Source organism: Anaeromassilibacillus senegalensis (assembly GCF_001261775.1).
In the GTDB taxonomy this organism is placed as follows: domain Bacteria; phylum Bacillota; class Clostridia; order Oscillospirales; family Acutalibacteraceae; genus Anaeromassilibacillus; species Anaeromassilibacillus senegalensis.
The window spans coordinates 111,182-137,275 of record NZ_LN868536.1; the positions used below are offsets into that span (position 1 = coordinate 111,182).

At 54.8% G+C, this 26,094-nt stretch carries 24 protein-coding genes, 1 tRNA gene and 2 pseudogenes; 17 read left to right on the forward strand and 10 right to left on the reverse strand.

Annotated features, from left to right (window positions below):
* Positions 1-143 precede the first annotated feature (143 nt).
* The gene (locus BN2106_RS03080; protein ID WP_050697111.1) at positions 144-1,877 is read left to right on the forward strand and encodes an FUSC family protein; all 1,734 of its coding nucleotides are present in this window, start codon (positions 144-146) and stop codon (positions 1,875-1,877) included.
* A gap of 345 nt (positions 1,878-2,222) precedes the next feature.
* Here BN2106_RS03080 and BN2106_RS03085 read toward each other — a convergent pair whose 3' ends face one another.
* Complete coding sequence (locus tag BN2106_RS03085) at positions 2,223-2,465, reverse strand: helix-turn-helix domain-containing protein (RefSeq protein ID WP_050697112.1); 243 nt, start codon at positions 2,463-2,465, stop codon at positions 2,223-2,225.
* A 7-nt stretch (positions 2,466-2,472) separates the two neighbouring features.
* Positions 2,473-2,721: a helix-turn-helix domain-containing protein gene (locus BN2106_RS03090; RefSeq protein WP_050697113.1), complete on the reverse strand. Its 249-nt coding sequence runs from the start codon at positions 2,719-2,721 to the stop codon at positions 2,473-2,475.
* Between the two features lie 96 nt (positions 2,722-2,817).
* Between BN2106_RS03090 and BN2106_RS03095 the strand changes: the two genes are divergently transcribed.
* Positions 2,818-3,288: an SLOG family protein gene (locus tag BN2106_RS03095; RefSeq protein WP_050697567.1), complete on the forward strand. Its 471-nt coding sequence runs from the start codon at positions 2,818-2,820 to the stop codon at positions 3,286-3,288.
* Positions 3,289-3,359: 71 nt separating this feature from the next.
* On the opposite strand, the gene BN2106_RS15525 is transcribed toward BN2106_RS03095, so the two are convergent.
* The gene (locus BN2106_RS15525) at positions 3,360-3,536 is read right to left on the reverse strand and encodes an Arc family DNA-binding protein (protein WP_074017390.1); all 177 of its coding nucleotides are present in this window, start codon (positions 3,534-3,536) and stop codon (positions 3,360-3,362) included.
* A 158-nt stretch (positions 3,537-3,694) separates the two neighbouring features.
* Between BN2106_RS15525 and BN2106_RS15530 the strand changes: the two are divergent.
* Positions 3,695-3,835 (forward strand): annotated as a pseudogene (locus BN2106_RS15530) (helix-turn-helix transcriptional regulator); the annotation flags it as partial.
* 453 nt (positions 3,836-4,288) lie between these two features.
* Here BN2106_RS15530 and BN2106_RS03100 read toward each other — a convergent pair.
* Positions 4,289-5,566: a PepSY1/2 domain-containing protein gene (locus tag BN2106_RS03100; protein ID WP_050697114.1), complete on the reverse strand. Its 1,278-nt coding sequence runs from the start codon at positions 5,564-5,566 to the stop codon at positions 4,289-4,291.
* Between the two features lie 161 nt (positions 5,567-5,727).
* Here BN2106_RS03100 and murD point away from each other — a divergent pair, with 161 nt between their 5' ends.
* The 8 genes and pseudogenes from murD to BN2106_RS03140 all read left to right on the forward strand — a co-directional run bounded on the left by murD (position 5,728) and on the right by BN2106_RS03140 (position 11,863).
* Complete coding sequence (gene murD, locus BN2106_RS03105) at positions 5,728-7,122, forward strand: UDP-N-acetylmuramoyl-L-alanine--D-glutamate ligase (RefSeq protein WP_050697115.1); 1,395 nt, start codon at positions 5,728-5,730, stop codon at positions 7,120-7,122.
* Between the two features lie 186 nt (positions 7,123-7,308).
* Positions 7,309-7,356 (forward strand): annotated as a pseudogene (locus BN2106_RS16690) (hypothetical protein); the annotation flags it as partial.
* 210 nt (positions 7,357-7,566) lie between these two features.
* On the forward strand, positions 7,567-8,361 hold the full coding sequence (locus BN2106_RS03115) for a zinc-binding metallopeptidase family protein (RefSeq protein ID WP_050697117.1): 795 nt from the start codon (positions 7,567-7,569) through the stop codon (positions 8,359-8,361).
* Positions 8,362-9,393, forward strand: a complete 1,032-nt coding sequence (locus tag BN2106_RS03120; RefSeq protein WP_050697118.1) for a M42 family metallopeptidase — start codon at positions 8,362-8,364, stop codon at positions 9,391-9,393.
* Positions 9,390-10,118, forward strand: a complete 729-nt coding sequence (locus BN2106_RS03125; RefSeq protein ID WP_050697119.1) for a GNAT family N-acetyltransferase — start codon at positions 9,390-9,392, stop codon at positions 10,116-10,118. Before BN2106_RS03120 ends, BN2106_RS03125 begins: the two co-directional genes overlap by 4 nt.
* A gap of 13 nt (positions 10,119-10,131) precedes the next feature.
* A complete protein-coding gene (locus BN2106_RS03130) occupies positions 10,132-10,317 on the forward strand; it encodes a DUF6440 family protein (protein ID WP_050697120.1) in 186 nt (61 codons plus the stop codon).
* Between the two features lie 33 nt (positions 10,318-10,350).
* Complete coding sequence (locus BN2106_RS03135; protein ID WP_050697121.1) at positions 10,351-11,622, forward strand: methionine gamma-lyase family protein; 1,272 nt, start codon at positions 10,351-10,353, stop codon at positions 11,620-11,622.
* A gap of 157 nt (positions 11,623-11,779) precedes the next feature.
* Positions 11,780-11,863: transfer RNA gene (locus tag BN2106_RS03140), tRNA-Leu, on the forward strand.
* An 82-nt stretch (positions 11,864-11,945) separates the two neighbouring features.
* Here BN2106_RS03140 and BN2106_RS03145 read toward each other — a convergent pair.
* Positions 11,946-13,547, reverse strand: coding sequence for a hypothetical protein (locus BN2106_RS03145; RefSeq protein ID WP_050697122.1), 1,602 nt, complete (start codon positions 13,545-13,547; stop codon positions 11,946-11,948).
* 861 nt (positions 13,548-14,408) lie between these two features.
* Here BN2106_RS03145 and BN2106_RS03150 point away from each other — a divergent pair.
* The 3 genes from BN2106_RS03150 (at position 14,409) to BN2106_RS03160 (ending at position 15,776) form a co-directional block, all read left to right on the forward strand.
* On the forward strand, positions 14,409-14,843 hold the full coding sequence (locus BN2106_RS03150) for a cell wall hydrolase (RefSeq protein WP_050697123.1): 435 nt from the start codon (positions 14,409-14,411) through the stop codon (positions 14,841-14,843).
* Positions 14,844-14,858: 15 nt separating this feature from the next.
* On the forward strand, positions 14,859-15,374 hold the full coding sequence (locus BN2106_RS03155; protein WP_050697124.1) for a hypothetical protein: 516 nt from the start codon (positions 14,859-14,861) through the stop codon (positions 15,372-15,374).
* Positions 15,375-15,563: 189 nt separating this feature from the next.
* Complete coding sequence (locus BN2106_RS03160; RefSeq protein ID WP_050697125.1) at positions 15,564-15,776, forward strand: cold-shock protein; 213 nt, start codon at positions 15,564-15,566, stop codon at positions 15,774-15,776.
* Positions 15,777-15,846: 70 nt separating this feature from the next.
* Here the strand turns inward: BN2106_RS03160 and BN2106_RS03165 are convergent, their stop codons facing one another.
* On the reverse strand, positions 15,847-16,098 hold the full coding sequence (locus BN2106_RS03165) for a helix-turn-helix domain-containing protein (RefSeq protein WP_050697126.1): 252 nt from the start codon (positions 16,096-16,098) through the stop codon (positions 15,847-15,849).
* 134 nt (positions 16,099-16,232) lie between these two features.
* Here BN2106_RS03165 and BN2106_RS03170 point away from each other — a divergent pair, with 134 nt between their 5' ends.
* Positions 16,233-16,505, forward strand: coding sequence for a hypothetical protein (locus BN2106_RS03170; protein ID WP_050697127.1), 273 nt, complete (start codon positions 16,233-16,235; stop codon positions 16,503-16,505).
* Positions 16,506-16,753: 248 nt separating this feature from the next.
* On the opposite strand, the gene BN2106_RS03175 is transcribed toward BN2106_RS03170, so the two are convergent.
* Positions 16,754-18,136, reverse strand: a complete 1,383-nt coding sequence (locus tag BN2106_RS03175; RefSeq protein ID WP_050697128.1) for an MATE family efflux transporter — start codon at positions 18,134-18,136, stop codon at positions 16,754-16,756.
* Between the two features lie 66 nt (positions 18,137-18,202).
* The gene (locus tag BN2106_RS03180; protein ID WP_050697129.1) at positions 18,203-19,672 is read right to left on the reverse strand and encodes an APC family permease; all 1,470 of its coding nucleotides are present in this window, start codon (positions 19,670-19,672) and stop codon (positions 18,203-18,205) included.
* Positions 19,673-20,093: 421 nt separating this feature from the next.
* Between BN2106_RS03180 and mgtE the strand changes: the two genes are divergently transcribed.
* A complete protein-coding gene (mgtE, locus tag BN2106_RS03185) occupies positions 20,094-21,443 on the forward strand; it encodes a magnesium transporter (RefSeq protein WP_050697130.1) in 1,350 nt (449 codons plus the stop codon).
* Between the two features lie 424 nt (positions 21,444-21,867).
* A complete protein-coding gene (locus BN2106_RS03190; protein WP_050697131.1) occupies positions 21,868-24,309 on the forward strand; it encodes a DsrE/DsrF/DrsH-like family protein in 2,442 nt (813 codons plus the stop codon).
* Between the two features lie 818 nt (positions 24,310-25,127).
* Here the strand turns inward: BN2106_RS03190 and BN2106_RS03200 are convergent.
* Together BN2106_RS03200 and BN2106_RS03205 are read right to left on the reverse strand one after the other, a co-directional pair.
* Complete coding sequence (locus BN2106_RS03200) at positions 25,128-25,757, reverse strand: acetyltransferase (protein WP_050697133.1); 630 nt, start codon at positions 25,755-25,757, stop codon at positions 25,128-25,130.
* 20 nt (positions 25,758-25,777) lie between these two features.
* Entirely contained in the window at positions 25,778-26,083 is a 306-nt protein-coding gene (locus BN2106_RS03205) for a DUF6809 family protein (protein WP_050697134.1), read from the reverse strand.
* Positions 26,084-26,094: the final 11 nt, after the last annotated feature.

Sequence of the window (26,094 nt, forward strand, 5' to 3'; positions counted from 1 at the left end):
CAGGCCTTTTTTGCAGAGCTGAAAGTTTTTTTCGATAGAAACCGGCTGTTCATAAAAAGTTTACAAAGTTCTTGCGGCAGAGACGTTATTGAACAGATGTCCGGCAAAGTGGTATGATAGATCCAGAAAGGAGCATTCGGTTCATGGAAAAAATCAACAGCCTCTTTGAAAAAGTCCGGGCGAGTGTGAAAGAAAATTTCCGCTTTGCTACCTTGGACTTTATTTTTATTGTTGCGTTCGTCAATGTGTTTCAGGCCGTATTCGGTGCGGAGAACTCTATTGTCGGCGTAATTTTTACCATTATGATGGCGTCTTCCATGGTGCGCGACATGACGGCGGCGCCGTTGCGGCATCTGTGCACGCAGGCGCTGGTGTTGGTACTGATGGCGGTGGCGGCCTGCTTTGTGGTGACGCTCAGCCCGGTTCCTGCTCTGCTGATCAATTTTGCCGCCATTTTTGTCATTCTGTACGTATTTACGTATGAGCATGCCAGCCACATGTATTTTCCATACATCCTGTCCTATCTGTTCCTGGTATTCATCTCTCCAATCACGCCGGAGCAGCTTCCAAAGCGCGTGCTGGGCATGCTGGTCGGTGCGGTCTGCATCATCCTGTACCAGTTTGTGATGGGCCGCAAGCGGGTGGTGGAGACCACGCGGGACGCTCTTTCCGCCATAATAGAGGAGGCGAAGCAGTGCATCGGCTGCCTGCTGGACGGGAAGGGACAGCCCGACGACCCGCAGACAGTGCGTGAGAATCTCTTTAAGCTCAGCCGCATGGTGTATGAGCGTCGGAGAAAGCCGCTGTGCGTCTCGGACGCGAGCTTTGCCATGATCGATTCCGGGCGCGGTTTAGAGCATCTGATTTTACAGCTCTACGACCTGGAAGGCCCTGTCACGCCGGCGCGCGCGGAGCTGCTGCACTGGGTTTTGAAACAACTGGATGCCTTTGAAGCATTTGTGCAAAAGAAGCAAAAGACGCTGGAGCCGCTTGTAATCCCGGAGGGAATGGATGACCCGGCGGCGTCCGGACTCTGCGACGGCGTGGCGTATATTCGTTCCCGCCTGCTGCACATGACGGACCCGGAGAAAAGGACCTTTTACCGTCCGACCGCCCTCTCTCTTTCTGTGCGGATCAAGGCCGCGCTGGACATCAGCCCAGTGCGTTTGATCTATGCGCTGCGCGTGGCGGTCCTGCTGGCGGCGGCGACCCTGCTGGTACAGGTGTTTTCCCTTCCGCACGGCAAGTGGCTGTTGTTCACAATCGCTTCCGTTTCCCTGCCCTATGCGGACGATGTGGGATTGAAGGCGAAAAAGCGTCTGATCGCAACAGCGGTTGGCGGCGTCGCGGCAATGGCGCTTTATGCGCTGATTCCTTCCATGGCGGGCCGGACGGCGATCATGATGCTTTCCGGATACCTGTCCTTCTATTTTTCAGATTATACGGGTACCTATGCCTGTTCCACCATCGGCGCGCTGGGCGGCGCGGTGCTGATGAGCAGCTTTGGCTGGGCGGAGGTTGGGTCCATGCTTGCCATACGCTTGGGCTACATTCTGCTTGGAATTGTGGTTGCCATGGTCTTTAACTGCCTGGTTTTTCCGTTCAGCCGCAGGCTTGCCACCCGCCAGCTCTGGACCAAATACGCGCGGACGACGGAGCTGCTCACAGAGGTTTGCCGGCAGGAAAACGCGGACCCGCAGCTCTACTACAGTTTGGTCATTCAGTCCTACCTGCTGGAAGAAAAGCTCTGCCAGAATGCAAAGGACGCCGATTGGGAGGGGCTTGCCGACCTGCTCAGGAAGTGCCGCGCCGAAGTGCGCCGCGCGCACGATGGAAACCGCATCACGGAGCGCGCAATGGCTCCGGCGGCCAATTAGATGGGAATAAAAGGGGCGCGTGTAAAACACCCACTATTTTGGTTATGGTGTAGGAAAAAACGTATTTTTCCGCTTTTCTAAAAAGCGGCGGGATCAAAGGGCAGAGGACGTGCAACGTCTTTCGCGCCTCCGGCGATTGTCGTTTAGAGCATCGAGCGAGACTTTAGCCTCTAGCGAGTGTCCCGACCGGAGGTCCTCTCTTTCTGAGAAGAGCGAGTGGGAACGAGTGATATGGTTTTTTGTAATCCTTGGTGTTACCGTGTGGCTTAAGGCCGTTGCAGTTTGTATGCTGCAACGGCCCCTTTCATTTTTGTCCCCAGCTGTTTTCGTATCATCTTACATGAGTTACTTTATTTCCTGTTCTAATGCGTCAAATTCAGGTGTGCTGAAAAATTCGCCTAAAGTAATTCCAAACCCGTCACAAAGCTTTTTGATGTTGACAATTCCTGGATTTTTGCTTTTGGTATTCAGCATGCATTGAACAGTCGAAGTCGGCATGCCTGATATGTAAGCGACAGCGTTTACACTGATATTTCGATCTTCACATAACTCTTTGATTCGGTTAGAAACAGCTTGTTTTGTATTCATTGTTTTTCTATTGCTTATTTTTTGTCTTACTAAAATTTTCACTGCGTTTGTAAGGGCGGGGGTCATCTGTCAACTCCAAAAGATAATCGGTGCTTGTGCCATAATATTCGGCCAGCTTAACTAAGGCGGCGTTTGGAATGTTTAAATTTCCTAATTCATAATCCGAGTATGTTGTCTGGTGTACCTGTAAATAGTCGGCCAGTTCTTTTTGCCCTAAGTCATTGTCTTCTCTTAGCTCACGAATTCTTTTATACATTTTATATCACCTCAAAATTAGTATGTAATAAGGGAATTACCCTTATTGACTTCCAAGGGTATTTCCCTTAAAATAGAGAATGAGGTGATTTTTAAAATGCTTGTATCTTGTTGTTTCTCCGGTCACAGAGATATACCGGAGGATAAAATTCCGCAAATAAAAGCACGACTTCGTGCAGAAGTTCAAAAGCAGGTGGGGAAAGGGGCGCGACTTTTCTATGCGGGGGGCGCACGCGGGTTTGATACATTGGCGGCATTAACCGTTTTGGAATGTAAGAAACGGAATCCGCAAATTGTGCTGATCCTTTGTTGTCCCTGCCAGAATCAGACGAAGGGATGGAACGAAGATGATATTGTATTACATGAATACATAAAGAAGCATGCAGACGCTTGCATTTACGTATCAGAGCAGTATTACAGTGGATGTATGCACAAAAGGAATCGTTATATGGCAGATCGAAGCGATGTCTGTATTTGCTATTTGACTGCTGTGACCGGAGGGACAAAATACACAGTGGACTATTGTATAAGAAAAGGCATACCATATATAAATTTGGCGGAAAGATAAAAAGAGACGGTGTATTAACGCCGTCTCTTTTTTATAATGATTCTTTGCCGATTTATCTCTTGAAATATAAATTATGATAGATTGTTACTTAAAGAAATTGGGCCATGATCGTTTTCAAAAGCCTCAACATGAATTCGTACTAGACGTAATAGCTCCCTATTGACGGAACGGTCGTTATAATCGGCGACATAGTGAAGTTTTTCCAAAAGTTCCTCGTCAATGCGAAGAGAAAAGTCTTTTATCTTCATATCTCACCTCATTCAATAAGATTAAGCTTATTATAAGCTCATAACATATGATATGCTTTATATTGAGCTCATATGAGCTCGCTAATTATGATATGACGCTGAAGAATAAATATAAATTGCAAGTTTTGTTAAATCAACTGTAGTAACAGGAAGCAGCTGACATATTAGGCGTTCACTATACTACTTATGCATATTACGAATATGGTAGTGTATTACCGTCTATTCAGACTTTGCTAAAGCTTTGCGCAATATATTATGTTTCACTTGATTATCTTGTAAGCAGGTATAGAAATAAATGAAATGTAAAGGGGCCGTTACAGTGGCACACTGTAACGGCCCCGGAAGCTTGCCCGGTAGCACAAAAGGTTTTTAAAGGCCCATATCACTCGTTCCCACTCGCTCTTCTCAGGAAGAGAATCCCGCTCCTTGCGAGGAGCGGCAAAGGGCTCTGCCCTTTGATCCCGCCGCTTTTTAGAAAAGCGGAAAAATACGTTTTAGTCATTACCAGTCAGATAAAAGTGTTCCTCGCCGTAGGCGCGAGCTGACCGCAGGTCCCGCTTTTTAGAAAAGCGGAAAAATGCGTTTTAGTCATTACCAGTCAGATAAAAGTGTTCCTCGCCGTAGGCGCGAGCTGACCGCAGGTCCCGCTTTTTAGAAAAGCGGAAAAATGCGTTTTAGTCATTACCTGCCAGATAAAAGTGTTCCTCGCCGTAGGCGCGTCCCGACCGGAGGTCCGCATGCTGAACGCAGGTCTATTTCACTAAAATACCCGCGTCGGACTGCATCATAATGAAAATCTGTTCCTCCATGCCAGTGGAAGCATTGATATAAACCAACACGCGGTCGTCGTTTTCGCCCTTGCACTGGAATTCGTAGCAGAGCACTTCATTCAGGCCCGGCGTGGGAATCAGCGCCAGTCCGGCGCTTTCCACCGTGAGTGCGGGGCTGACGGATTTCTGCGCTTCGTCCTGGCTGAGTTTCGGTTCCAGCTTCGCGCGGTCGTGGTGGTTCATGATATAGCCGGTCGCGTTGTACTCTACAATATCGCCCGTGTCCAGCGCCACGCTGACCTTGACCAAATCGGGGTAGCACACGGCGTAATCCTGCGTGTAGGCGTAATTGATGGTGCAGATGCCGTCGTTGATCACGTAGTAGCTTTCTTTCATGTTGCGGATGCCCTTGGCGTTTAAAAAGTTCTGCGCGGCGGCTTTGGCGGCGGTTTCGTCCAGCTGCATGCCGCCGATCTCGCGGGAGTCCGTCATGGCGCAGACCACGCCGCCCGCCTTGGTGACGGAAACGCGGATGGTGCCGTATTCAAAGTTGTACATGGGCAGGCCGCCGTCGTTGTCCTGCGTGTGGGTCAGCTTGTCCTGCGTCAGGCCGAGGAATTCCGCGGCGTTGTTCTGCGCGTTGCCCTGCGGCACCTCCGCCAGACCTTCCAGCAGCCGGGGCTTCATCTGTCCGATGTGGTCGGAGAATGGGCCGTCGTAAATCAGGGACGGGTAGTCCGTGAAGTCGTCTGCCGTTTGCCGGAAGCTTTCGTCCACCGGGCCGGCGTCAAAGTCCGGCTGTACCTCGCGCAGGCTTTCCTTCAGCTTGGCGGCGTACTGCTCCAGGTTTTTCATGGAGGCGTATTCTTCCTCCGTGATCTTGCCGCCCGCGGAGATGCGGCTGGACAGCGCCATGGAGAAGTCGCCTACCTGCGAAATATACTTGTTCACGTTGGAAAGCGTGCCGTTTTCCAGTGGCAGGATGGACAGCGCGGCCTTCGCCATGCTGGTTTCCCGCATCAGCTTGGCGGCAAGCCCGTTCTGTTGGGTGGGGGTGTTGGCATAGACGCTCTTGTTGAGTGTGTTCTCGATGTTGTCCACACAGTCGCCCAGGTCCATCACCGCGCGCTGGTAGTTGTAGTTCAGGTTCATCTTGTACTTGGAGGCCTGCACGTATCCGCTGACGGTGGTGCCGCCAAGCACCACGATCACGGCGATCATCGCAATGGTTAGCATCACAAATTTCCTATTCTGTTTCATAAAATTTGAACCAGCCTTTCCTGACAGAGGTGTTCTGGAAGATACGGTTATTTTTAACAGCTGACCGCCCAATTATGCGGGTTTTCGATTGCGAAAACGGATATTGTGGGCTATAATAGGGAAGTTGTGAGAACGAAAAAATCGAAACGCGGGGGCAAAGTATGGATAGCAGAGTGGAAGCATTCTTTACATCAATCAAAGGCAAAACGGCGGCGTTCTGCGGGATCGGCGGCAGCAACCTGCCACTGATCAAAATATTCCGGGAAAAAGGCGCGCGGGTGCTTGCCTGCGACCGCCGCACGCGCGAACAGCTCGGAGAAAAGGCGGAGGAGCTGGAAGCGCTCGGCGTGGAGCTGCGTCTGGGCGAGACGTATTTGCAGAATCTCGAAGCGGATATGATCTTCCGCACCCCCGGCATGAAGTTTACCCTGCCGGAGCTGGAGGACGCACGCCGGCGCGGCGCGGCGGTCACCTCGGAAATGGAGGTCTTCTTTGACCTCTGCCCCTGCAAAATTTACGCGGTGACGGGAAGCGACGGCAAAACGACCACCACAACCATCATTTCGGAGCTTTTAAAAGCCGCGGGCAAAACCGTGCACCTCGGCGGCAACATCGGCCGTCCGCTGCTGCCGGAAATTGCGTGCGTCCAGCCCGGCGATGTAGCGGTGGTGGAGCTTTCCAGCTTCCAGTTGATCTCCATGCGGAAAAGCCCGGCGGTGGCGGTGGTGACAAACCTGTCCCCCAACCATCTGGACGTCCACAAGGACATGCAGGAGTATATTGACGCAAAGAAAAATATTTTCCTGCACCAGAACGCGTTCAGCCGCACGGTGCTCAACGCGGACAATGAAATCACCGCTTCCTTTGCGCCGGAGGTGCGCGGACAGCTTTTCCAGTTCAGCCGGAAAGGCCGCAGTGCATACGGCGCGTGGGCGGATGCACAGGGGAATATCTATATGGCGCAGGGCGGAGAGGATACCTTTATTCTGAATGCTTCGGAGATTAAAATTCCCGGCGCGATCAACGTGGAGAATTATCTGGCGGCAATTTCCGCCGTTTGGGGCGACGTTGAGCTGGAGGTGATCCGGCAGGTGGCGCGGAACTTCGGCGGGGTGGAGCACCGCGCGGAGCTGGTGCGCGAGCTGGACGGCGTCAGGTGGTACAACGATTCCATCGGGACCAGCCCGACCCGCACGGCGCGCGGCACATTGTCCTTGTACGATCGCAAGATTATTTTAATCGCGGGCGGCTACGACAAGAAAATTCCGTATGACGCCCTTGGCCCGGTCATCGTGGAAAAAGTTAAGACGCTGGTGCTGCTGGGGGCGACCGCGCCGAAGATTGAGGCGGCGGTGCTGGCTTCCCCCGCCTATCATGAAGGGAATCCCAAAATCCTGCACGCGGCTTCCATGGAAGAGGCGGTCCAGCTCTGCCGGAAAGAAGCGGAGCCGGGGGATATTGTCTCGCTTTCCCCTGCCAGCGCGAGTTTTGACCTGTATCCCAACTTTGCGGAGCGGGGCAACCATTTCAAACGAATTGTAAATGATTTGGTATAATTTAATTTTATTATACTATTTGTATAAAAGGAGAACGACATGGAGGAATTAAAGGAACTGCTGTTTGCGCTTTGCGCGGAGCCGGGCACGCCGGGCGACGAATGCGCCCCAGCGAAGCGGGCCGCGCGGGAACTGCTGAACTTGGGAGAGACCACCGTGGACCGCATGGGGAACGTCGTGTGCCGCATGGGGAAGCGGGGCGCCAAACGTCACGTCCTGCTGGATGCGCATATCGACCAGGTGGGCCTGATCGTGACCCGCGTGGAGGACGCCGGCTTTTTAAACGTGACCACCAGATTTGCCACCACAATCAAAGCCAGCAAAATCTGCGACATATAATTGACAAATGCAATCACCTCGCCCTGCGTCATACCGCCTGCGCTGGGCAAAAGGAGTTTGGTTTGCCACTGATAAACATGGAAATAGGTATGAGGAGGAGCCCGCGTGGAGGACGCGGGCTTTTTGCGCGTGGACCGCTGCGGCGGCACGGACCGCCGCGTCCTGCCCGGCAGCCCGGTGACAGTTTTTGGAAAGGAAACGCTGACGGGCGTCGTCTGCTGCATGCCGCCGCATCTCACCGACGGCGGGGAGGACAAGGTGGAAGGCGTGGATCAAATGGCAGTTGACGTCGGCCTGACCGGGGAAGAGGCAAAAGCGCTGGTTTCCCCCGGGGACCGCGTGCTGGTGCGCGCGCCGCAGAAGCGATTGCTGGGGAACCGCATCGCGTCCCCCGCGCTGGACGACCGCGCGGGCTGTGCGGCGCTGATCCGCTGTGCGCAGCTCTTGCAGAAGGAGCCGCTCGACTGTGCGCTCACGATTCTGCTCAGCAGCCGGGAAGAAACCGGCGGGCAGGGCGCGGAAACAGGTGCGTTTGCGCTGGACCCGACCGAGGCCGTCGCGGTGGACGTGAGCTTTGCCGCACAGCCGGGCGTGGACCCGGCAAAATGCGGCAAGTTGGGTGGTGGGCCGATGATCGGCGTTGCACCGGTGCTTTCCCGTCCGATGACGGACAAGCTGGTGCGGCTCGCAAATGAAAGGAATATTCCATATACACTGGAGATCATGGGCGGGGACACCGGCACCAACGCAGACGCCATTGCCACCGCAAAGGCGGGCGTCCATACGGCAATGGTTTCCATCCCACTGCGGTATATGCATACGCCGGTAGAGGTCGTCGACGTGCAGGACGTGGAGCACGTAGCGCAGCTGCTGGCGGCCTATGTAAAGGGGGCGGAATAAATGGCGGATCTGAATCTTTTGGAAACACTTTGCACCGCGCGCGGCATCTCCGGTTTTGAAGAGAATGTCCGCACGCTGATTCAAAAGGAAATCGAACCCTATGCCGACCGGATGGAAGTCACGCCGCTGGGCAATCTGATTGCCTTTAAAAAGGGGAAGCAGCGCCCCAAAACCAGGCTGATGCTCAACGCCCACATGGATGAAGTGGGGATGATCGTGACGCACATCGGGGAGGACGGTCTGCTCCGCTTTGCGACCGTCGGCGGCATCGACCGCCGCGTGCTGTGCGGTAAGCCCGTCACCGTAGGCGAAAACGTGGCGGGTGTGATCGGCGCGAAGCCCATTCACCTGCTGACCGGCGAGGAGAAAGAAAAATCCGTCCCGGTCAAGGATTTATATATCGACATCGGCGCGGCGGACCGCGAAGAGGCGGAAGCCGTTGTGCGGCCCGGCGACCCGGTGACGTTTGATTCGCTGTTCGACACGTCCCACGGCATGATCAAGAGCCGCGCATTGGACGACCGCGCGGGCTGTGCCATTTTGATCGACCTGCTGAAAAGCGACCTGCCGTACGATATGATGTTCGCGTTTGTCGTGCAGGAGGAAACCGGCCTGAATGGCTCTAAAACGGCGGCGTTTGCCATTGAACCGGATGCGGCCATCGTGGTGGAGAGCACCACCGCCGCCGACGTGGCGGGCGTGCCGGAGGACAAGCAGGTCTGTCATGTGGGAAAGGGTCCGGTGCTGTCCTTCATGGACCGCCGCACCATCTACGACCGGGAATATTACAGGATGGCGTTTGACGCGGCGGAGGAAACCGGCGTAAACTGCCAGGCGAAGCAGGCGGTTGCCGGCGGCAACGACGCGGGGGCCATCCATGTGTCCAGGGAAGGCGTGCGCACGGTGGCGGTATCCCTGCCGTGCCGGTACCTGCATTCCGCCGTGAGCCTGATTTCCCAGCAGGATTTCCACGACGCGGAGACGTTGATTGCGCGGCTGGCGGAGAAAATCGCGGGCGTGGAGCCGGTATGATTCAGCAGATAAAGGCTCTTGCCGAACTGGAGCCATTCCGGAGAAGCGCGTTTGCCTGCCGGATTCGCGCCACGGCGGAGGCCTACGGGCTGGATTACCCCTTTGCGCGCTTTTGGGTGCAGGGAGAACACGCGGCGCTGTGTCTGCTGGACGACGTGCTGGTATTGGACGCCCGCCCTGGCGCAGACTGGGAAGAGCTGGCCTCCTTTGTACGGATGGCCGGTGCGCGGACGGTGCTCTGTGCGGAGGAAGCCGCACAAAAGATGCTGCTTCCTGCTTTCCTCGCGGGCGAAATCATGGTGCTGGACACCACCGATGCGCCGGAACCCGCGTGCGAATGGAATCCCAGCCTGCGGGACGTCCACGCGCTGCTGTGCGATTGCGAAAGCGCGTCCTTTGTGCCGCCGGAATTCGAACCGTTCTATCTGGACCTGTCCCACCGCATCCGGCACGGGACCGCGCGAACGGTGGGCTTCCATCAAAATGGACAGCTTGCTGCGTGTGCGATTTGCTCCGCGTGTACAGAGGAGGCCGCCGTACTGTCTGCCGTGGCGGTGCATCCGGAGTTCCGGCGGCAGGGCCTGGGCGCGCGGGCGGTACGGTCGCTGGCCGCGTCGTTACACAAGCAGAAAACATATATTTTCCGGGCAGATGGGGAGAACGAAGCGTTCTACCGTGCCCTTGGGTTTGCCGGATGCGGCCGCTTTGCGGAGCTGCAACCGTGAGAAAGGAGTTCACATGAAAGATAAACGCTTTGAGGTGTCCTATACACAGGGTACGATGGACGTCATCCGTGTGCTGGTGGACCGGGAAACCGGGATCAACTATTTGCATGTTTCCAGCGGATACGCAGGTGGACTGACGCCCCTGCTCGGCAGGGACGGGAAACCGGTGATCACGCCGGTCAGCCCCTTTGAAAAATAAAATTGACAGGGAAAAGGAAAGAGAGGGAGTCCCGTGATATACCCAGATTTTCGGATAGATGAGAGCATCCAGAGCGCCGCAAAGCGCGCCATGGAAAAGATTGCGCCGGTCCTCCTGGGGATCGACGAAACCACGGACTACAACCAGCAGAAGATGCTGGCATCGTTTATCGAGGCAGGTGTCAGCGAGAGCCATTTTGCGGCGTCCACCGGCTACGGCTACGGCGACCGGGGCCGCGAGGTGTTGGATCAGGTGTATGCAAAAGCGCTGGGCGCGGAGGACGCGCTGGTGCGCTACAATTTTGTAAGCGGCACGCACGCGCTGGCAGTGGCGCTGTTCGGCGTGCTGCGCCCGGGCGACAAGATGCTCAGCGTGACCGGTCTCCCATACGATACCCTGCGCGGCGTGATCGGCCTGACAGGGGACGGAAACGGTTCCCTGAAGGAATTCGGCATCGAGTATGAGCAGATCGACCTGCTGCCGGACGGCACGCCCGACTATGCGGCGATGGAGGAGCAAATTAATCCCTCAGCGAAAATGGTGTATATCCAGCGCTCCCGCGGATACAGCCTGCGTCCCTCCCTGTTTGTGGAAGACATTGCGCGCATCGCGGAGATTGCAAAGCGCAAAGCCCCGGACTGCATCGTGATGGTGGACAACTGCTACGGCGAGTTTGTCCAGCGTGAGGAGCCGACCTCCCACGGCGCGGACCTGATGGCGGGTTCCCTGATCAAAAACCCCGGCGGCGGCGTAGCCCCCACCGGTGGCTATATTGCGGGCCAAAAGGATCTGGTGGAAAGCTGCTCCTACCGCCTGACCACGCCCGGCACCGGCAAGGAGATCGGCTGTACGCTCGGCAACAACCGGGAACTGTTCATGGGTGCGTTCCATGCGCCGCACGTGACGGGTGAGGCGCTCAAGACGGCGGCTTTCACAGCCGTGCTGTTCAACGAGTTTGGATACGATGTAACGCCAAAACCGGACGAGCCCCGCGCGGACATCATCCAGGCGGTTTTGCTGCGCCGGGAAGAGGCGCTGGTGGCCTTCTGCCAGGGCGTACAAAAGGGCGCGCCGGTGGATGCGTTTGTTACGCCGGAGCCGTGGGACATGCCCGGCTACGACTGCAAGGTGATCATGGCGGCGGGCGCGTTTACGCTCGGCGCTTCCATCGAGCTTTCCGCGGACGCGCCTCTGCGCGAGCCGTACGCGGCCTGGATGCAGGGCGGCCTGAATTTCCACAGCGGACGACTCGGCGCAATGCTCGCAGCGCAGTCCATGCTGGAGCGGGGGATTTTGGGCAAATAACCTTGCATTGTGGCAGGGAATTCGATATAATAGCAGTTGACAGTGGAAAGTTGGGGAACGATGGTTGCTGGCAAGTCCTTTGACTTTGTCGTCCGGACTGTGAAACTAAAATTTAAAATAACGTTCAACTTTCCATTTTTCACTTTCAACTGAATACGCGGGTATGGTGGAATTGGCAGACACGCCAGATTTAGGTTCTGGTGGGAAATCCGTGCAGGTTCAAGTCCTGTTACCCGCACCAAACGATAAAGAAACCGAACCTAATCCCGATGGGGATGGGTTCGGTTTCTTCATTTATATAGATAAATACATACCAGGCGTAGTCAATACGGAATTGCGATAATTCCAGACTTCACGCTATCCTCATCGCAGTAAATCAGATAGTGGTCCGTGACAGCGGCGCGATAGACATGTTCCCCCCGAATGGTACAGAGTGTTTGTACTGCGGATTCCCGGGCGGGATAGCGGATATCCAGGCAGCGAATACCATTTTTGTCCCGGTGCCTGTACTCCTCAAACCACTTGGCGCCGTCGCGGGGTCTGTAAAAGGAAGACAAGCTCTCAAATTGATTTGTATCCACGAGTGTCCGCTGCAGGGTTGTAGCGTTGATCTCCGTCATGCCCGCCTCTGCAAAAGTCTGCACCGTTTTGTCGTCTGGGATATTCATTCCGTTCACGTTGATGCCAAACAGATTCCAGAGATAGGTTTTCTCGCCGGTCAGCAGATCCAGAAACAGCAGGCCGACATACCCGTTTTGGCTTTGCTCCAGATATACAGCGGCGCAAAGCCGTGTTCCGTTTGCCAACAGCTGTGGGTCGGAATACCGGCAGTCCGCTTCCGACTCCTGCACGTACTGCAGCTCTTGTGATACAATTGTAGGAAGCTCCCCGTTATCGAGCAGTTGACGGGAAATGCCGTTTTCCCAAAGATAAACGCCGTCCGGGGCGGGATATACGATTTTGTTATCCGCTATATCGTACTGGTAAACACGGTTTAGCCAGTTTACCTCCTGGATACCGCTGCGGATGTCCTCCGGCAGATCGAAACGGCTGAGCTCCTGACCATCCATGTCGTACTCCGCGACATAGGCGTCCGACAGCAGGCGAATTCCGCCGTTGTAGGGCTCGGTCCGCAGAATTTGGGCTGGGCTGCTCAGCGTAAACAGAAGTTTTCCCGTCGCTGCGTCTAATACCGGGACGTTATGCCAACCCTGCAAAAAAACGATGCGGCCGTCCTGATCGAAAAAGCAGCCCCTCCATTCGCCGCTCTCGTCCGGCGGAACCTTCAGTTTCACATAATTTCCATCAAACGATACTTCCGATGGTACCGTCTGTGCATCCACCAGCGACCGGATGGAATAGTAAAGCGCGGGCGGAGCCATGAAACAAGAGATTGTAGATGCGTCCTGCGGAAAAAACAGGAGCGTTTTGTCATGATACATCGCCCGTTCCTTGTTGGGAGGGTATACCTGGATGTCATGGTCCGGGTAACCCGCATAGGTTTTATAATAGTAAAGATCGATGAGGTCGGGCTCGTAGTAGCTTGTGATGCCTTCGCTTTCGATTTCCGTCAGCTCCGCCGCCGCAATCGCGCCGTATATATCGCGAAGCAAATCGGAGGTGATTCTCACGCTTCTGCCACCCGATCGGTACAGTTCCAAGTGATTCGGGCTTTCCACCGAGGTCAGAAGTTCTTTCAGGAACGGATAGCTTCCTTCTTCCGTTTTTACAGATTCTTTCACCGCGCTGGATAGTTCCTGGCTGACGGCGGAGGGTTTGCTCTGTATTTCGGAGGAGACAGCTTCGGATCTCAATTCCGGCGTTTTCACCGCTTCGTTTTCGCAGGCTGCCAAGGCCCCCAGTATTGCGAAACACAGAAACGGCGGCAAAAGCCGGCGCAATAGAGGCGCTTTTCTGCACTTCATGGGTGATCCTCCTTTTTTCGCCAAACGATTTCGGGTTCTTTTCATCTACAGGATACCACCGGTGCGCTCTCGCTGCAAGAGAAAAACGCTTCGGCGCATAAAAAGGAGAGACGGCCTCAAATAGGATGGGCAAGTTCCGTTTAGGATTAGAGAAACGGCCGGTGAATAAAAGCCGTTGTCGGATTGGTCCGTTCTGTCCTATTGTACTTTTCAGAAGTAGATATAGGGCCGGATCTTACTATATTTCCAGCAAGCCCAGCCTCTTCTGGTTCATTGCCCAATTTCTATTGTATCTAAAAATACTTTTGTCAATTTTTTAATTTAAGACTGAATTTTGTAAAAATGTGAACTCTTTTATCATGGAGAAGGGTTCGTTTTTTTATTTATATAAATATAAAAACACAGCCCTTCCCATTTGTATCTTTCACTTTTCTGTTGCTTGATGTGCAGAAACGATCAGCTGAGAAAATCATTGCAAACGGAGAATCTAAAAGCGCACATTGACGCTCAAATGCATAGAATGGAGCAAAGCGGAGAAAGGCTGGGAGTGCGCATGGAGGAAGAAACGCGCTCTTTGCGGCCGGCTGGATGCCGTTGGCGTTCCATCTTTTCCTCCGGATTTTTTGTATCCAACAGATTTAATTCATCCAGCGTGGACAGCTGGTGTGTACCATTGAGAGGGACGCCCAGGCCGCCGCCGGTTTATCCCATCCGTTGCCCGGTGTGGATCAAGCCTTTTGGCTCTCTTTTCATTCCAGTGGCCGCCCTTCTGCGCTGAAACAACCTGGACTTCGTGGAGTGCAGCTAAAAGCAGGCCACTGCGGCAGGCCAGGTGCTCCCGATTAGGAGGGTTTCATACACATGGCATATTCAGACCTGGAGCTTTTGGCACGCATCGTCAAATGTGAGGCGGGGGGCGAGGGAGAGAACGGGATGAAGGCGGTAGCCTCGGTGGTGATGAACCGGGTAAACGTAACATACGGGGAGTATGGGCGGTTCAATACTGTCCGGGAAGTGGTCTTTCAGCCCCGCCAGTTCACCTGCGCAATGGAGACGGTCAGGGGGCGCTATAACTCCCAGAACATCTATAACATGGCATTGGAGCAGGTCAACTGGGACATCGCCGAGTGGGCCATGGCGGGCAACCGCCTGACCAACCTGGGTATCGCCCTTTGGTTTTTCAATCCTTTTAGCCCCAATTGCCGAAACAATTTCCCCTCCCGTGTGGGAGAATTCGTCATCCGCATCGGTGACCACTGCTTCTATAACCCGACCGACGCCTATGCGGACACTTAGATTTGGAGGTACCCAATGAACCAGTATTATCCCGACGCGGTTCAAGACATTGCTCTGACCAGAGCCAATGAAAACAGCGGACTCAACGTCCCACCCCAGCCGGATTTTGATACCCCCGCCATGCAGGGCTCGCTTCAGCAGGCCCTGAGCGAGAACCTGGGACAGTTCGTGGTGGTGGAATTCCTGATCGGCACCCAGAGCATTCAGACAAAATCCGGTATTCTTTATGCGGTCGGCAACGCCGTCCTTACGCTTTATGAGGAAGCGACGCAGACTTTTGTCATCTGCGACATGTTCTCGGTAAAATTCGTGACCTTCTACCTGCCCGGACAGCGGCCCCAGCGCTACGCGGGCCCCTATAACGGCACGACGCCTGCTGCGCCCTCTGACTTTGGCCCGGTTGTGCCCGGCCCCGGCGGCGGCGTGATCTTTTCAGGTGCGCCCAATATAGACAATCTGAGCGGAATGGGCGGCCCCAGGAATGGAATGAATGGGATGAACGGCATGAACAATTTTCCCGGAATGGGCTGAGAAAGGCCGCGCAAAAAACCTGAAAAAGAAAAACTTGACTTTTTGAAATCATATGGTATACTATAAAAGTATTCTAAATGTACTAATTGATTTCCGTGGTGTGTCGAATCAATTTCGTTTTGATTTGATACACCGCGGTTTTTTGTTCGGATATTTTTGAATGTAATATTTTTACAGGAGGTGCCACTTATGAATAGAGGTACTGTTAAATGGTTCAATGAGACAAAAGGATTCGGATTTATTTCCAACGACGAGGGCGGCGAGGATGTGTTTGTGCATTTTTCCGCGATTGTCGGTGAAGGCTTTAAAAACCTTATGGAAGGTCAGCGCGTGACCTACAGCACGGAGCAGGATCCCAAAAACAGCAGCAAGCTTCGCGCGGTTAACGTCTGCCTTGCCTAATCGTCCCATATAGACGGCTTTATGATTGCCCCCGGTTAAAAACCGGGGGCAATTTTTTATGTGACGCGGTTTAGTCTCTGAACTCTAATAGTTTATGGACAGGTATATTGAGTGAGTTTGCGATTTTGAACAGGATTTCCAAAGTAAATGTTGTCACCATATTTGGTGCTTCGATTTCGCCTAAATAAGAACGGCTAATCCCTGCTTTTTCCGCAAGCTGATCTTGTGTAAGCCCTTCGCGTTTTCTGTAATAGGCGATATTTAAGCCTATCGCAATATATTTATCCTTGTTTTCAAAATCTATTTTTGCACTTCTTGACATAGAAATCACCTCATAAAAAGTGTACTGCTATGAAAAGAAAACATACATAATCTATTAAACTACTATTGACGTCTAATAGATGGCAAATTATAATTAATAGTAGACAATTGTAGAGATATGAAAGGATGAATGATATGAGTCAAGAAGCGCTGAATGAAATTTTTAACCAGTTGTTTGACAACGCCATGCAGGACTTTACGTACGAAGAGGGATATGAATCCCAACTGGAAAAGCGGAACCGCATCGATCAGGATTGCGATACGATGCTGGCAGAGGTTGAACGGGGCTTTGTGCAAAAATGCTTTGAAACCCTTGCGGAGATCAGCTGTCATGAAAACCAGTACGCCTACCGCCGGGGGATGCTGGATTGTGTTTCCCTGTTGAAAGCGCTCCGCGTGCTGGCATAGGGAAAAGGGTTTGTATTATCATTGACAAGGGGCCGTTGCAGAATAAAACTGCAACGGCCCCTGAAGGTTGCCCGGGAGCACAAAAGGTTTATAAAGGACCATATCACTCGTTCCCACTCGCTCTTCTCATAAAGAGAGTTCCGTTCTCTGCGGAGAACGGCAAAGGGCGCTGCCCTTTGATCCCGCCACCTTTCAGAAAGGTGGAGAAACACATTTTGACCATTACCTGCATAGTTCCTTTTTCATTGTCAGAAAAAGCCAGCAAGGGTTGGCAACGACTTACGGACGCGCTGCGTTTCGTCCCCAAAACACCGCGCAATAAACCACTGGCAGAGCAGCATGGAGAGAAGCGAGGCCGCGGGTGCGGCGAAGCCGATCTGGAACATCGACGGGTTTGCCGTACAGGTCAGCAGGTACGAAACGGGAATGCGTACCAGAAACGTTGTCAGCAGGCTGTGGACGAGCGGGAACAACGGGTGCCCGCCGCCGCTCAAAAAGCTGTTCATGCAGAACACAAAGCAGACGACGACGCAGTCCAGGCTGTATGAGCGCAGGTACCACGCGCCGGATTCGATCACCAGCGGGTCCGCAGTGAACAGGCCCACCAGCATCGGCGCGTTCCACTGCGCCAGCAGGAAGCATGCGATTCCAAAGACCAGCGAAAGCCCGATTGCCATGCGCATGCAGCGCCGTGCCCGATCCATCAGCCCTGCGCCCTGATGCTGGGCCGTGACGGCGGAGAGGGCCGCGGCAAAGGCCGTGGTGGGCAGCATGCTGAACGCGATCAGCTTTTCCACCACGCCGATCGACGCGGACGCGACCAGTCCCATGCCGTTGATCAGGGCTGTGATGATCAAAAACGAAACATTGACCAGCCCTTCCTGTAGGGCGATGGGAAGCCCTGCCGCCAACGCGTCCTTTGCGGCGCAGAGCCGGAAGCAGGGCGCGCGCCTGCGGTATTTTCCCAGAAAGCCCCGGTATGCCAGGTAGATGATTGCCAGAAGCAGGCTGGCGATCTGCGCGATCACGGTGGAAATCGCCGCGCCGGGCGCGCCCATTCGGAATATGCCTACAAACAGCAGGTCGGTGGAGACATTGATGACGCACGCCACCGCAATCAAGATCAACGGCGTGCGGGAATCTCCCAGCCCGCGCAGGATGGCACTGATGGCGTTGTATCCGACGATGAATAAAATACCGCACGCGCAGATGAACAGATATTGCCGGGTGATCTCCACCGCTTCCGGCGGCACCTGCATCCATTGGCAGATGGGGTCGAGCAGCAGAATCGTCGCCGCGGTCACCAGCAGGGAAAACAGGCCGAACACAATGCAGATCGTCTTGACCGCGTGGGCAACCTCCTGTTTGCGCTGTGCGCCGAAGGTCCGGCCGATTAAGACGGTGCCGCCCGCTGTCAGCCCGATCGACAGCCCGGTGATGGTCTGCATGATCTGCCCGCCTGTCGCGACTGCCGCAACGCCCACGGAATCTGAAAAATGGCCCACCATGAACAGGTCGGACGCGCCATAGCAGGCCTGTAATATGTTTGACAACAGAAATGGAAGAGAAAACCGCACCAATGTTTCAAACGGGCGGCCTTCCGTCAAAAGCCGTTGCTGTACCGTATCCAAGTCCCCCTTTGGTTCCTGTTTCTTAATAGGTATGCGGGACAAGGCGGCGGTATGTGCGGCAGATTTTCAGAAGACGGCCCCCAGCAGGAGCGGGAGATGCAGGGCGAGCACAAGCAGGACGGCAACGGCAACGGCCCATTTCCACAGGCGGTATTCCCGGTCCATGCGCCGCTGTTCGTCGGGAGAAGGCGGCGGGTCGTCCGGCGGAAGAAGCGCATCCTCACTGGGAGAGCCTCTTTTGCGGCAGAGCAGGAAGGCTGCCATCCCGAGTGCGCAGCAGACAATGCCTGTCAGCACAGCGGAGCGTTCCAGCTGCGTCATCATAAACAGGTAGATCAGGATGCTGACCGGCGCGCCCAGCCAAATCCACGGCGCGCGGTAGGGGCGGAAAAGCGCGGGTTGCCGGACACGCAGAACACAGGCCGCCGCCATGCCGATGATGTAATACAGCAGGGTGCAGAACAGGGAGAGCGACGCGATGTAATTGATGGAATCGGTTGAGATCAGCACGAGTGTGAATATCCCAAGCGCTGCGATTGCCGCAATGGGCGTTTTCCAGCGGGGATGCAGTTTTGCAAAGACCTTCGGCAGCGCGCCGTCCCGCGCCATGGTGTACAAATACCGGGCGGGCGCGGTCACACTGGCGTTCAGGGTGGAGAAATCCCCTCCAAAGGCGATGCCCAGGCACAGCAGAATCAACGGAAAGCCGACAACGCCCGCCTGTTTCATCCCCTGCGCGTAGGGAGCCGCGGCATCCGCCAGGGAGGCAATCGACTCCGGCGGGACGATGCGCAGCAGCGCCCACTGGAACAGCCCGTTTACCGCGAAGACCAGGAAGGGCGCGAGAAACAGCGCGCGCGGCAGGTTCACGCGCGGGCGGCGGATTTCTTCCCCCATGGCGCAGCAGGTCTCAAAGCCCGCGAAGCACCACCATACCATGGCGACACAAGGCAAAAAGCCGGCAAAAGTCAAACTGGTTGGGTCCGGCACAGTCAGCGCCTCTCCAAAGTGCATGGACGGGAGAGTCGAAAGAATCCACACGATTGCCACGCCCCAGAAGAAGAACATGAACCCGTTTTGCAGCCGTCCGGTCATTTCCACGCCGCGCACCGCCAACACCAGGAATCCGGCGACGGCAAGGCAGGCAATCCAGCGGTCGCTGATGGGCAGGGAGAGCCCCAGCGCCTCCAGCAGGGTCCGCAGGTAGAAGCTGAACGCGAGCGCTTCCCCGCTGGCGACGGAGATCATGGAGATGACAAAGCTCCATCCCGCCAGCATGCCGAAGGGACGGCCCAGCCCAAGGGCCGCATAGCGATAGGTTCCCCCGGCGGAGGGCAGGGCCCCGCCCATCTCCGCGTAGAGCAGGGAGGGATAGATGCTGATGAGCAGCGCTGCAAGCGTTGCCAGAATGACAAACGGGCCGAGGACGCCCACGACGTTGGCTCCCACGGTGAACAGGCCCACGCCGATGACAGTCCCCGCCGTGATGGTGATGGTCTCGCGGAGACCCAGGCACCTATGTAACGTTTCCCGCATATGCGCACTTCCTTTCCAGACAATTGTTCCATACTATGCGGGAATCGAATATTGGGAAACAGAAAATACGCTGGGCGCATCCAATTTGCGGAAAATACGAAAAAGAATTCGTAAATGGGTTGAAATCGGCGTGCGAAAGTGCTATTCTGTGATTGCGGGTAAAATCCGCCCGGAATGAATGTATTTGAATCAAAAAGGGGGAAAAACAAGTGGACTTATGCGGACGAAGTACGAAGATGGACAGTGACGTTCCTTTGCGGAGCTGCTTTACGCTGCGGCGCTTGTTTTTCCGCGCCCTGTAAAACAGGTTTAACATGAGACGTCACCGCATGGGGATGCGCTGTCACAACCAGCGTATCCCCATGCGGTTCTGTCCGTTTGGCTGCTTCCTCGCTGTAATCAAAGACAGGAGGAGAAACCAATGGAAAAAGAATATGATTTTGAACGGCTGTTCCGTCTGCTGGAACGGAAAGATTTTCGCGCCCTGCGCGCGGCGCTGGCGGAAGAAAACGAAGTGGACATCGCCGGCTTTATCGAGCAGCTTCCGCAGGAGCGCGCAACGGTGGTCTTTCGCACCCTGCCCAAGGAACTCGCGGCGGAGGTGTTTGCCAACTTGCCGCCGGAGGTGCAGCAGGTTATTGTCGGCTCTATCACGGATACGGAGCTGTCCGCCATCATCGAGGACCTGTTCGTGGACGACGCGGTTGACATGCTGGAGGAGCTGCCCGCAAACGTCGTCAAGCGCGTGCTGAAAAACGCCAAGCCGGACACGCGCCAGCTCATCAACCAGTTTTTGAATTATCCGGAGAATTCCGTCGGCAGCCTCATGACGGCGGAGTACATTGACCTGCGCAAAAATATGACGGTCAGCGATGCGATCAAGCGTATTCGCCGCACCGGCGAGGACAGCGAGTCGATTTATACCTGCTATGTGATCGACGAAAGCCGCCGCCTGGAGGGTGTTGTCACCGTCAAAGAGTTGCTGTTGGCGCAGGACGACCAGATCATTGAAACGCTGATGGAGCCGGACGTCATCACGGCGGGCACCATGGAGGACCAGGAAGAGGCCGTCCAGCGCATGATGAAATACGACTTTATCTCTATGCCCGTGGTAGACCACGAGAACCGGCTGGTCGGCATCGTCACCGTCGACGATGTGATGGACGTCATGGAGGAAGAGGCAACCGAGGACTTTGAAAAGATGGCGGCAATGCATCCGTCAGAGAAACCCTATTTAAAAACGAATGTGTTTGTATTGGCGAAAAACCGCATTGTCTGGCTGCTGGTGCTGATGGTTTCCGGCATGATCACGGGCGGCATTCTGGGCCGGTACGAGGCGGCGTTTGCCGCCATGCCGATGCTGGTCACATTTATTCCTATGCTGACCGATACGGGCGGCAACGCGGGCAGCCAGAGCAGCACCATGGTGATCCGCGGCATGGCGGTGGGAGACATCACCTTCCGCGATTTTTTCCGCGTGTTCTGGAAGGAACTGCGCGTCAGCCTGCTGGTTGGCGTAGCGCTGAGCGTGGTGAATTTTATCCAGCTATCCATCCGGTTCCCCGGGAATGAGCTGATAGCCCTGACTGTGGCAATTGCGATGCTTGCCACCGTGCTGATGGCAAAGACCGTCGGCGGCGTGCTGCCGATGCTGGCAAAGCTGCTGCACGCGGACCCGGCGATCATGGCCGCGCCGCTCATTACAACCATTGTGGACGCGTTTTCGCTGATCATTTATTTTAATGTGGCGCAGGCGCTGCTGCCGATTTGAAGCATGGACTTTGTAGAATAAGACTGACATAAAGGGGCCGTTGCAGTTTACATTTTGCAACGGCCCCTGAAGCTACCCGGTAGCACAAAAGATTCGCAAAGAACCATATCGCTCGTTCCCACTCGCTCTTCTCAGAAAAAAGCGTTCCGCTCCTTGCGAGGAGCGGCAAAGGGCTCTGCCCTTTGATCCCGCCGCTTTTCAGAAAAGCGGAAAAACACGTTTTAATCATTACCAGTCAGATAAAAAAATAACCCTCGCCGTAGGCGCGAGCTGACCGCAGGTCCCGCTTTTCAGAAAAGCGGAAAAACGCGTTTTGGCCGTAAACGAGAGTTGACCACAAGTCCGCCTTTTGTAACTTAGTCACTTGCCAATTATGAAAAAGAGTATAGAATGGAAGCAGGAAATGCAGAGAGGAGCGAAAGCTATGAAAATATGCATTGTGGGCGGCGTCGCGGGCGGAGCCAGCGCGGCTACCCGGTTGAGAAGGCTGAGCGAGGACGCGGAAATTGTTTTATTTGAAAAAGGGGAATATATCTCCTATGCAAACTGCGGCCTGCCCTATTATATTGGTGGAAGCATCAAAAGCAAGGACGCACTTCTGGTGACAAAGCCGGAGCTGCTGCGCAACCGTTTTCGCGTGGATGTGCGTGTCCGGAACGAGGTGCTGTCCATCGACCGCAAGGCGAAGACTGTGCAGGTGCGGGACCACGCGGCGGGGAGGACCTATACGGAGCCGTACGACAAGCTGATCCTGTCCCCCGGCGCGGAGCCGAAGCGCCCGAACCTGCCCGGCGTGGAGCTGGACGGCGTGTTCACCCTGCGCACGGTGCCGGACACCTTCCGCATTGATCAATACATCCGGGAGAAAAACGCCGCATCCGCCGTGGTGGTGGGCGGCGGCTTCATCGGCGTGGAGATGGCGGAAAACCTCAAGGAGCGCGGGCTGGATGTAAGCATCGTCGAGTTTGCGGACCAGGTGGTTGCGCCGCTTGACAAAGAGATGGCAAACCTCCTGCACCGCCATCTGACGGAGCACGGCGTGCGCCTGCGCCTGGGAACCGGTCTGACGGGGATTGAAGAGAAAAGCGGCGCGCTGGCGGTAAGCCTGACGAAGGGCGAACCGCTGCGTGCAGACCTGGTTCTGCTCAGCATGGGCGTCGCGCCGGAAAACAGGCTGGCGAAGGAAGCGGGCCTTCAATTGGGCGTCGGCAACAGCATCGCTGTGAACGAATTTTACCAAACCTCCGACCCGGATATCTATGCGGTGGGCGACGCGATCGGCGTGAAAAACCTGGTCACCGGTCAGGAAAATCTGGTGCCGCTGGCAGGCCCCGCCAACAAACAGGGGCGTATTGCGGCGGAAAATGTATTGGGCGCGCAAAAGACGACGGGTGAGGGCTTACAGGGCAGCTCCGTGCTGAAGGTGTTCGACCTGACCGCCGCTTCGACGGGCCTGAACGAAAAGCAGGCCCGGGCGCAGGGGATTGCCTACCGGAAGACCTATGTTCACCCGCAGTCGCATGCTTCCTATTATCCCGGCGCAACGCCGATCACGATGAAGCTGCTCTTTGCGGAGGATGGCAAAGTATTGGGCGCGCAGGCCGTGGGATATGAGGGCGTGGAAAAGCGCATTGACGTGCTGGCGACGGTGATCCGCCTGCACGGCACGGTGTACGATCTGGAGGAGCTGGAGCTTTGTTACGCGCCGCCGTATTCCTCCGCAAAGGACCCGGTTAATATGCTGGGCTTCACCGCCGCGAATATTTTAAAGGGCGATATGCCCGTGATCTATGCCGAAGACGTGCCGGCGCTCGACCCGGAGCAGACCACGCGGCTGGACGTGAGTATGCCGGAGGAAGTGCGCATGGGCACGGTGCCGGGCTTCCGGAATCTGCCGCTGGATGAGCTGCGCGGACGATTGAACGAGCTGGACCCGAAAAATCCGGTCTATGTAACCTGCCGCGTGGGACTGCGCGGCTACCTTGCCACGCGGATTCTGAAGCAGCACGGCTTTGACGCGTATAACCTGAGCGGCGGGTACAAGACCTATCAGCTGGTACATGCAAAGAATGTATTTGCAGAGCCTCCCGCGCCGCAAAAGCCGAAAGAAGAAAGGACGGATCATGACGTGAAGACCATTGCGGTGGATGCCTGCGGGTTGCAATGCCCCGGGCCGATCATGAAGGTTGCCGAAGGGATGAAGAGTATCGCGGAGGGCGAACAGCTCCGCGTCCGCGCAACGGACCCCGCCTTTGCCTCTGATATTCAGGCATGGTGCAAGAGCACGGGGAACCAGCTGCTTTCCGTCCAGAACGAGAAGGGAACCTATGAAGTCGTACTGCAAAAGGGCTGCGGCGCAAATCCCGCGCCGTCATGCGCCATCGCATCGGAGGAAGGGCACGACAAAACGATGGTGATTTTCAGCGGCGATCTGGATAAAGCGATTGCGGCGTTCATTATCGCCAACGGCGCGGCGGCGATGGGCCGCAAGGTGACGCTGTTCTTCACCTTCTGGGGGCTGAACATCCTGCGCAAGAGCGAGAAAGTCAGGGTTAAAAAGAATGTGATTGAAAAGATGTTCGGCGTAATGATGCCGCGCGGCAGCAAAAAGCTGAAGCTTTCCAAGATGCATATGGCGGGCGCGGGCTCGAAGATGATCCGGGAAGTGATGAAACGCAAAAACGTTTCCTCTCTGGAAGAGCTGATCCAATCCGCTATGGACAACGGCGTGCGCGTCGTTGCCTGCCAGATGTCCATGGATATTATGGGCATCCGCGCGGAGGAATTGCTCGACGGCGTAGAGCTGGGCGGCGTGGCGACGTTCCTCGGCTCAGCGGAAACTTCTGACACCAATTTGTTTATTTAAGCGATGATTATACGAAAAGTATAGGGTTGTAACGAGAATCAGCGCGGATTTTGCTTAAATGTGTTGTTCCACCTTTCTAAAAAGCAGGACCTGCGATAAGGGTTGCTTTTTGCTTGGTTGGTAAGAATTAAAACATGTTTTTCCACCTTTCTAAAAGGTGGAACCTGCGGTTAGCTCGCGCCTACGGCGAGGATTGTTTTCTACCAGACAGGTACTTTTTAAAACGCGTTTTTCCGCTTTTCTGAAAAGCGGCGGGATCAAAGGGCAGGGCCCTTTGCCGTTCTCCGCAGAGAACGGAACTCTTTTTCCTGAGAAGAGCGAGTGGGAACGAGTGATATTGCTGTTTATGAGGCAGAAAGCTTTCGCTGGGGCTTTTCCTGTAGCCCCAGCGAAGGCTGGGGATTCATACAAAACTCTAATAAAATCATACGATTACGGCGAGTTTTTTCCGCTAACCAATGTTCGTCTCCTTGCCGGGCGTCAGCCCGCCCAAATTGTCCTCCTTGTCTGGCGAAAAATCCATCACCATTCTATTTGCGCTTTTATCAGAGTTTCGTATAAGGTTCGTTACAAGTGACATTATGAGAAATAAATGAAAATGCCCTTGAATCTGGCTCTGAAAGGCCATCTTCAAAGGCATTTTCTGTTTTAGAAAGCTATTTCTTTGTACGATTTACTATTACAATCTCATTTTATAAAAAACTCAATCTATCATATCAACCGGTTTTCCACGTGTTCCGCCATAGGATACAGCCTCCGTTTTTTCTGGCGGGATCAGCTGCCACTTGGTATTATCGCATGGGAGACAGCGGTTCCTGTTATGACTGGATGCGCTTTGCCGGAACGCCTGCCACCACCTCATGGGCCGGCACGTCGCGGATGACCACCGCCCCGGCTCCAATGACCGCTTCTTCCCCGACGGAAAGATTGTTAATGATGGTACATCCAATCCCCAAAAATGCTTTTTTACCAACGGTAGTATGCCCAGCCATGGAAACCTTGGGGCAGACATTGACGAAGTCCCCCAGCACGCAGTCGTGCTCCACGATCGCCCCTGTGTTGACGATGCAGCCAGTTCCGACGGAGGCGTTAATATGAACGACGGCGAACGCTAGAACGGTACATCCCGCTGATACCTGTGCAAAGGGACTGATGTAGGCTGTGGGGTGTATGATGGTTACCAGCGGAATGCCCAGCGCGTTCAACATGGAAACTTTCTGTTCACGCAATGCGTTGTCACCCGTCGCGACAATCACCTCGTCAAAGGACGGCAAAAATGTGTGGAGTTCGACGTCCTGTTCCCGGTAGATAATGTAATTGGGAATCTCGCGTGCGCCCCGCTCCGCGAAGGATAAAAAGGCGATGGAATCGTATGTATTCATCGCCAGCGCGCAGTCCAGTGTGACGGTGCCCTGGTCGCCCGCGCCCCAGATCAACAGTTTTTTCATGGTCAGACCTCCCGTTTCTCTCAAGGTTTTTTGTAAAAGATCTGCCCTTCGGCAAATTCCTCGTAATCGTTCAAAAGTTCCAGCATCAGTAATGCTCCCATCCGGAAGCCGTAGCAGAATTTTTCCGCTGAAACGGAGCCTTCGATGGTTGACTGCGCGTCCACGTAATCCGAAAAGAGCTGGCGTTCCCTGCCGTGCAAAAGGTCAAACAGAATCTGCTGATTCTGCTGGACGGTTTGGTCCGCGCGGTCCGCAAAAGAATCGTCGTCAAAAATGGTGGTGTTTGCTTTGTTGTCCATGAAAAACAGATTTTCAATTATGCTCATTGGTTTATTTC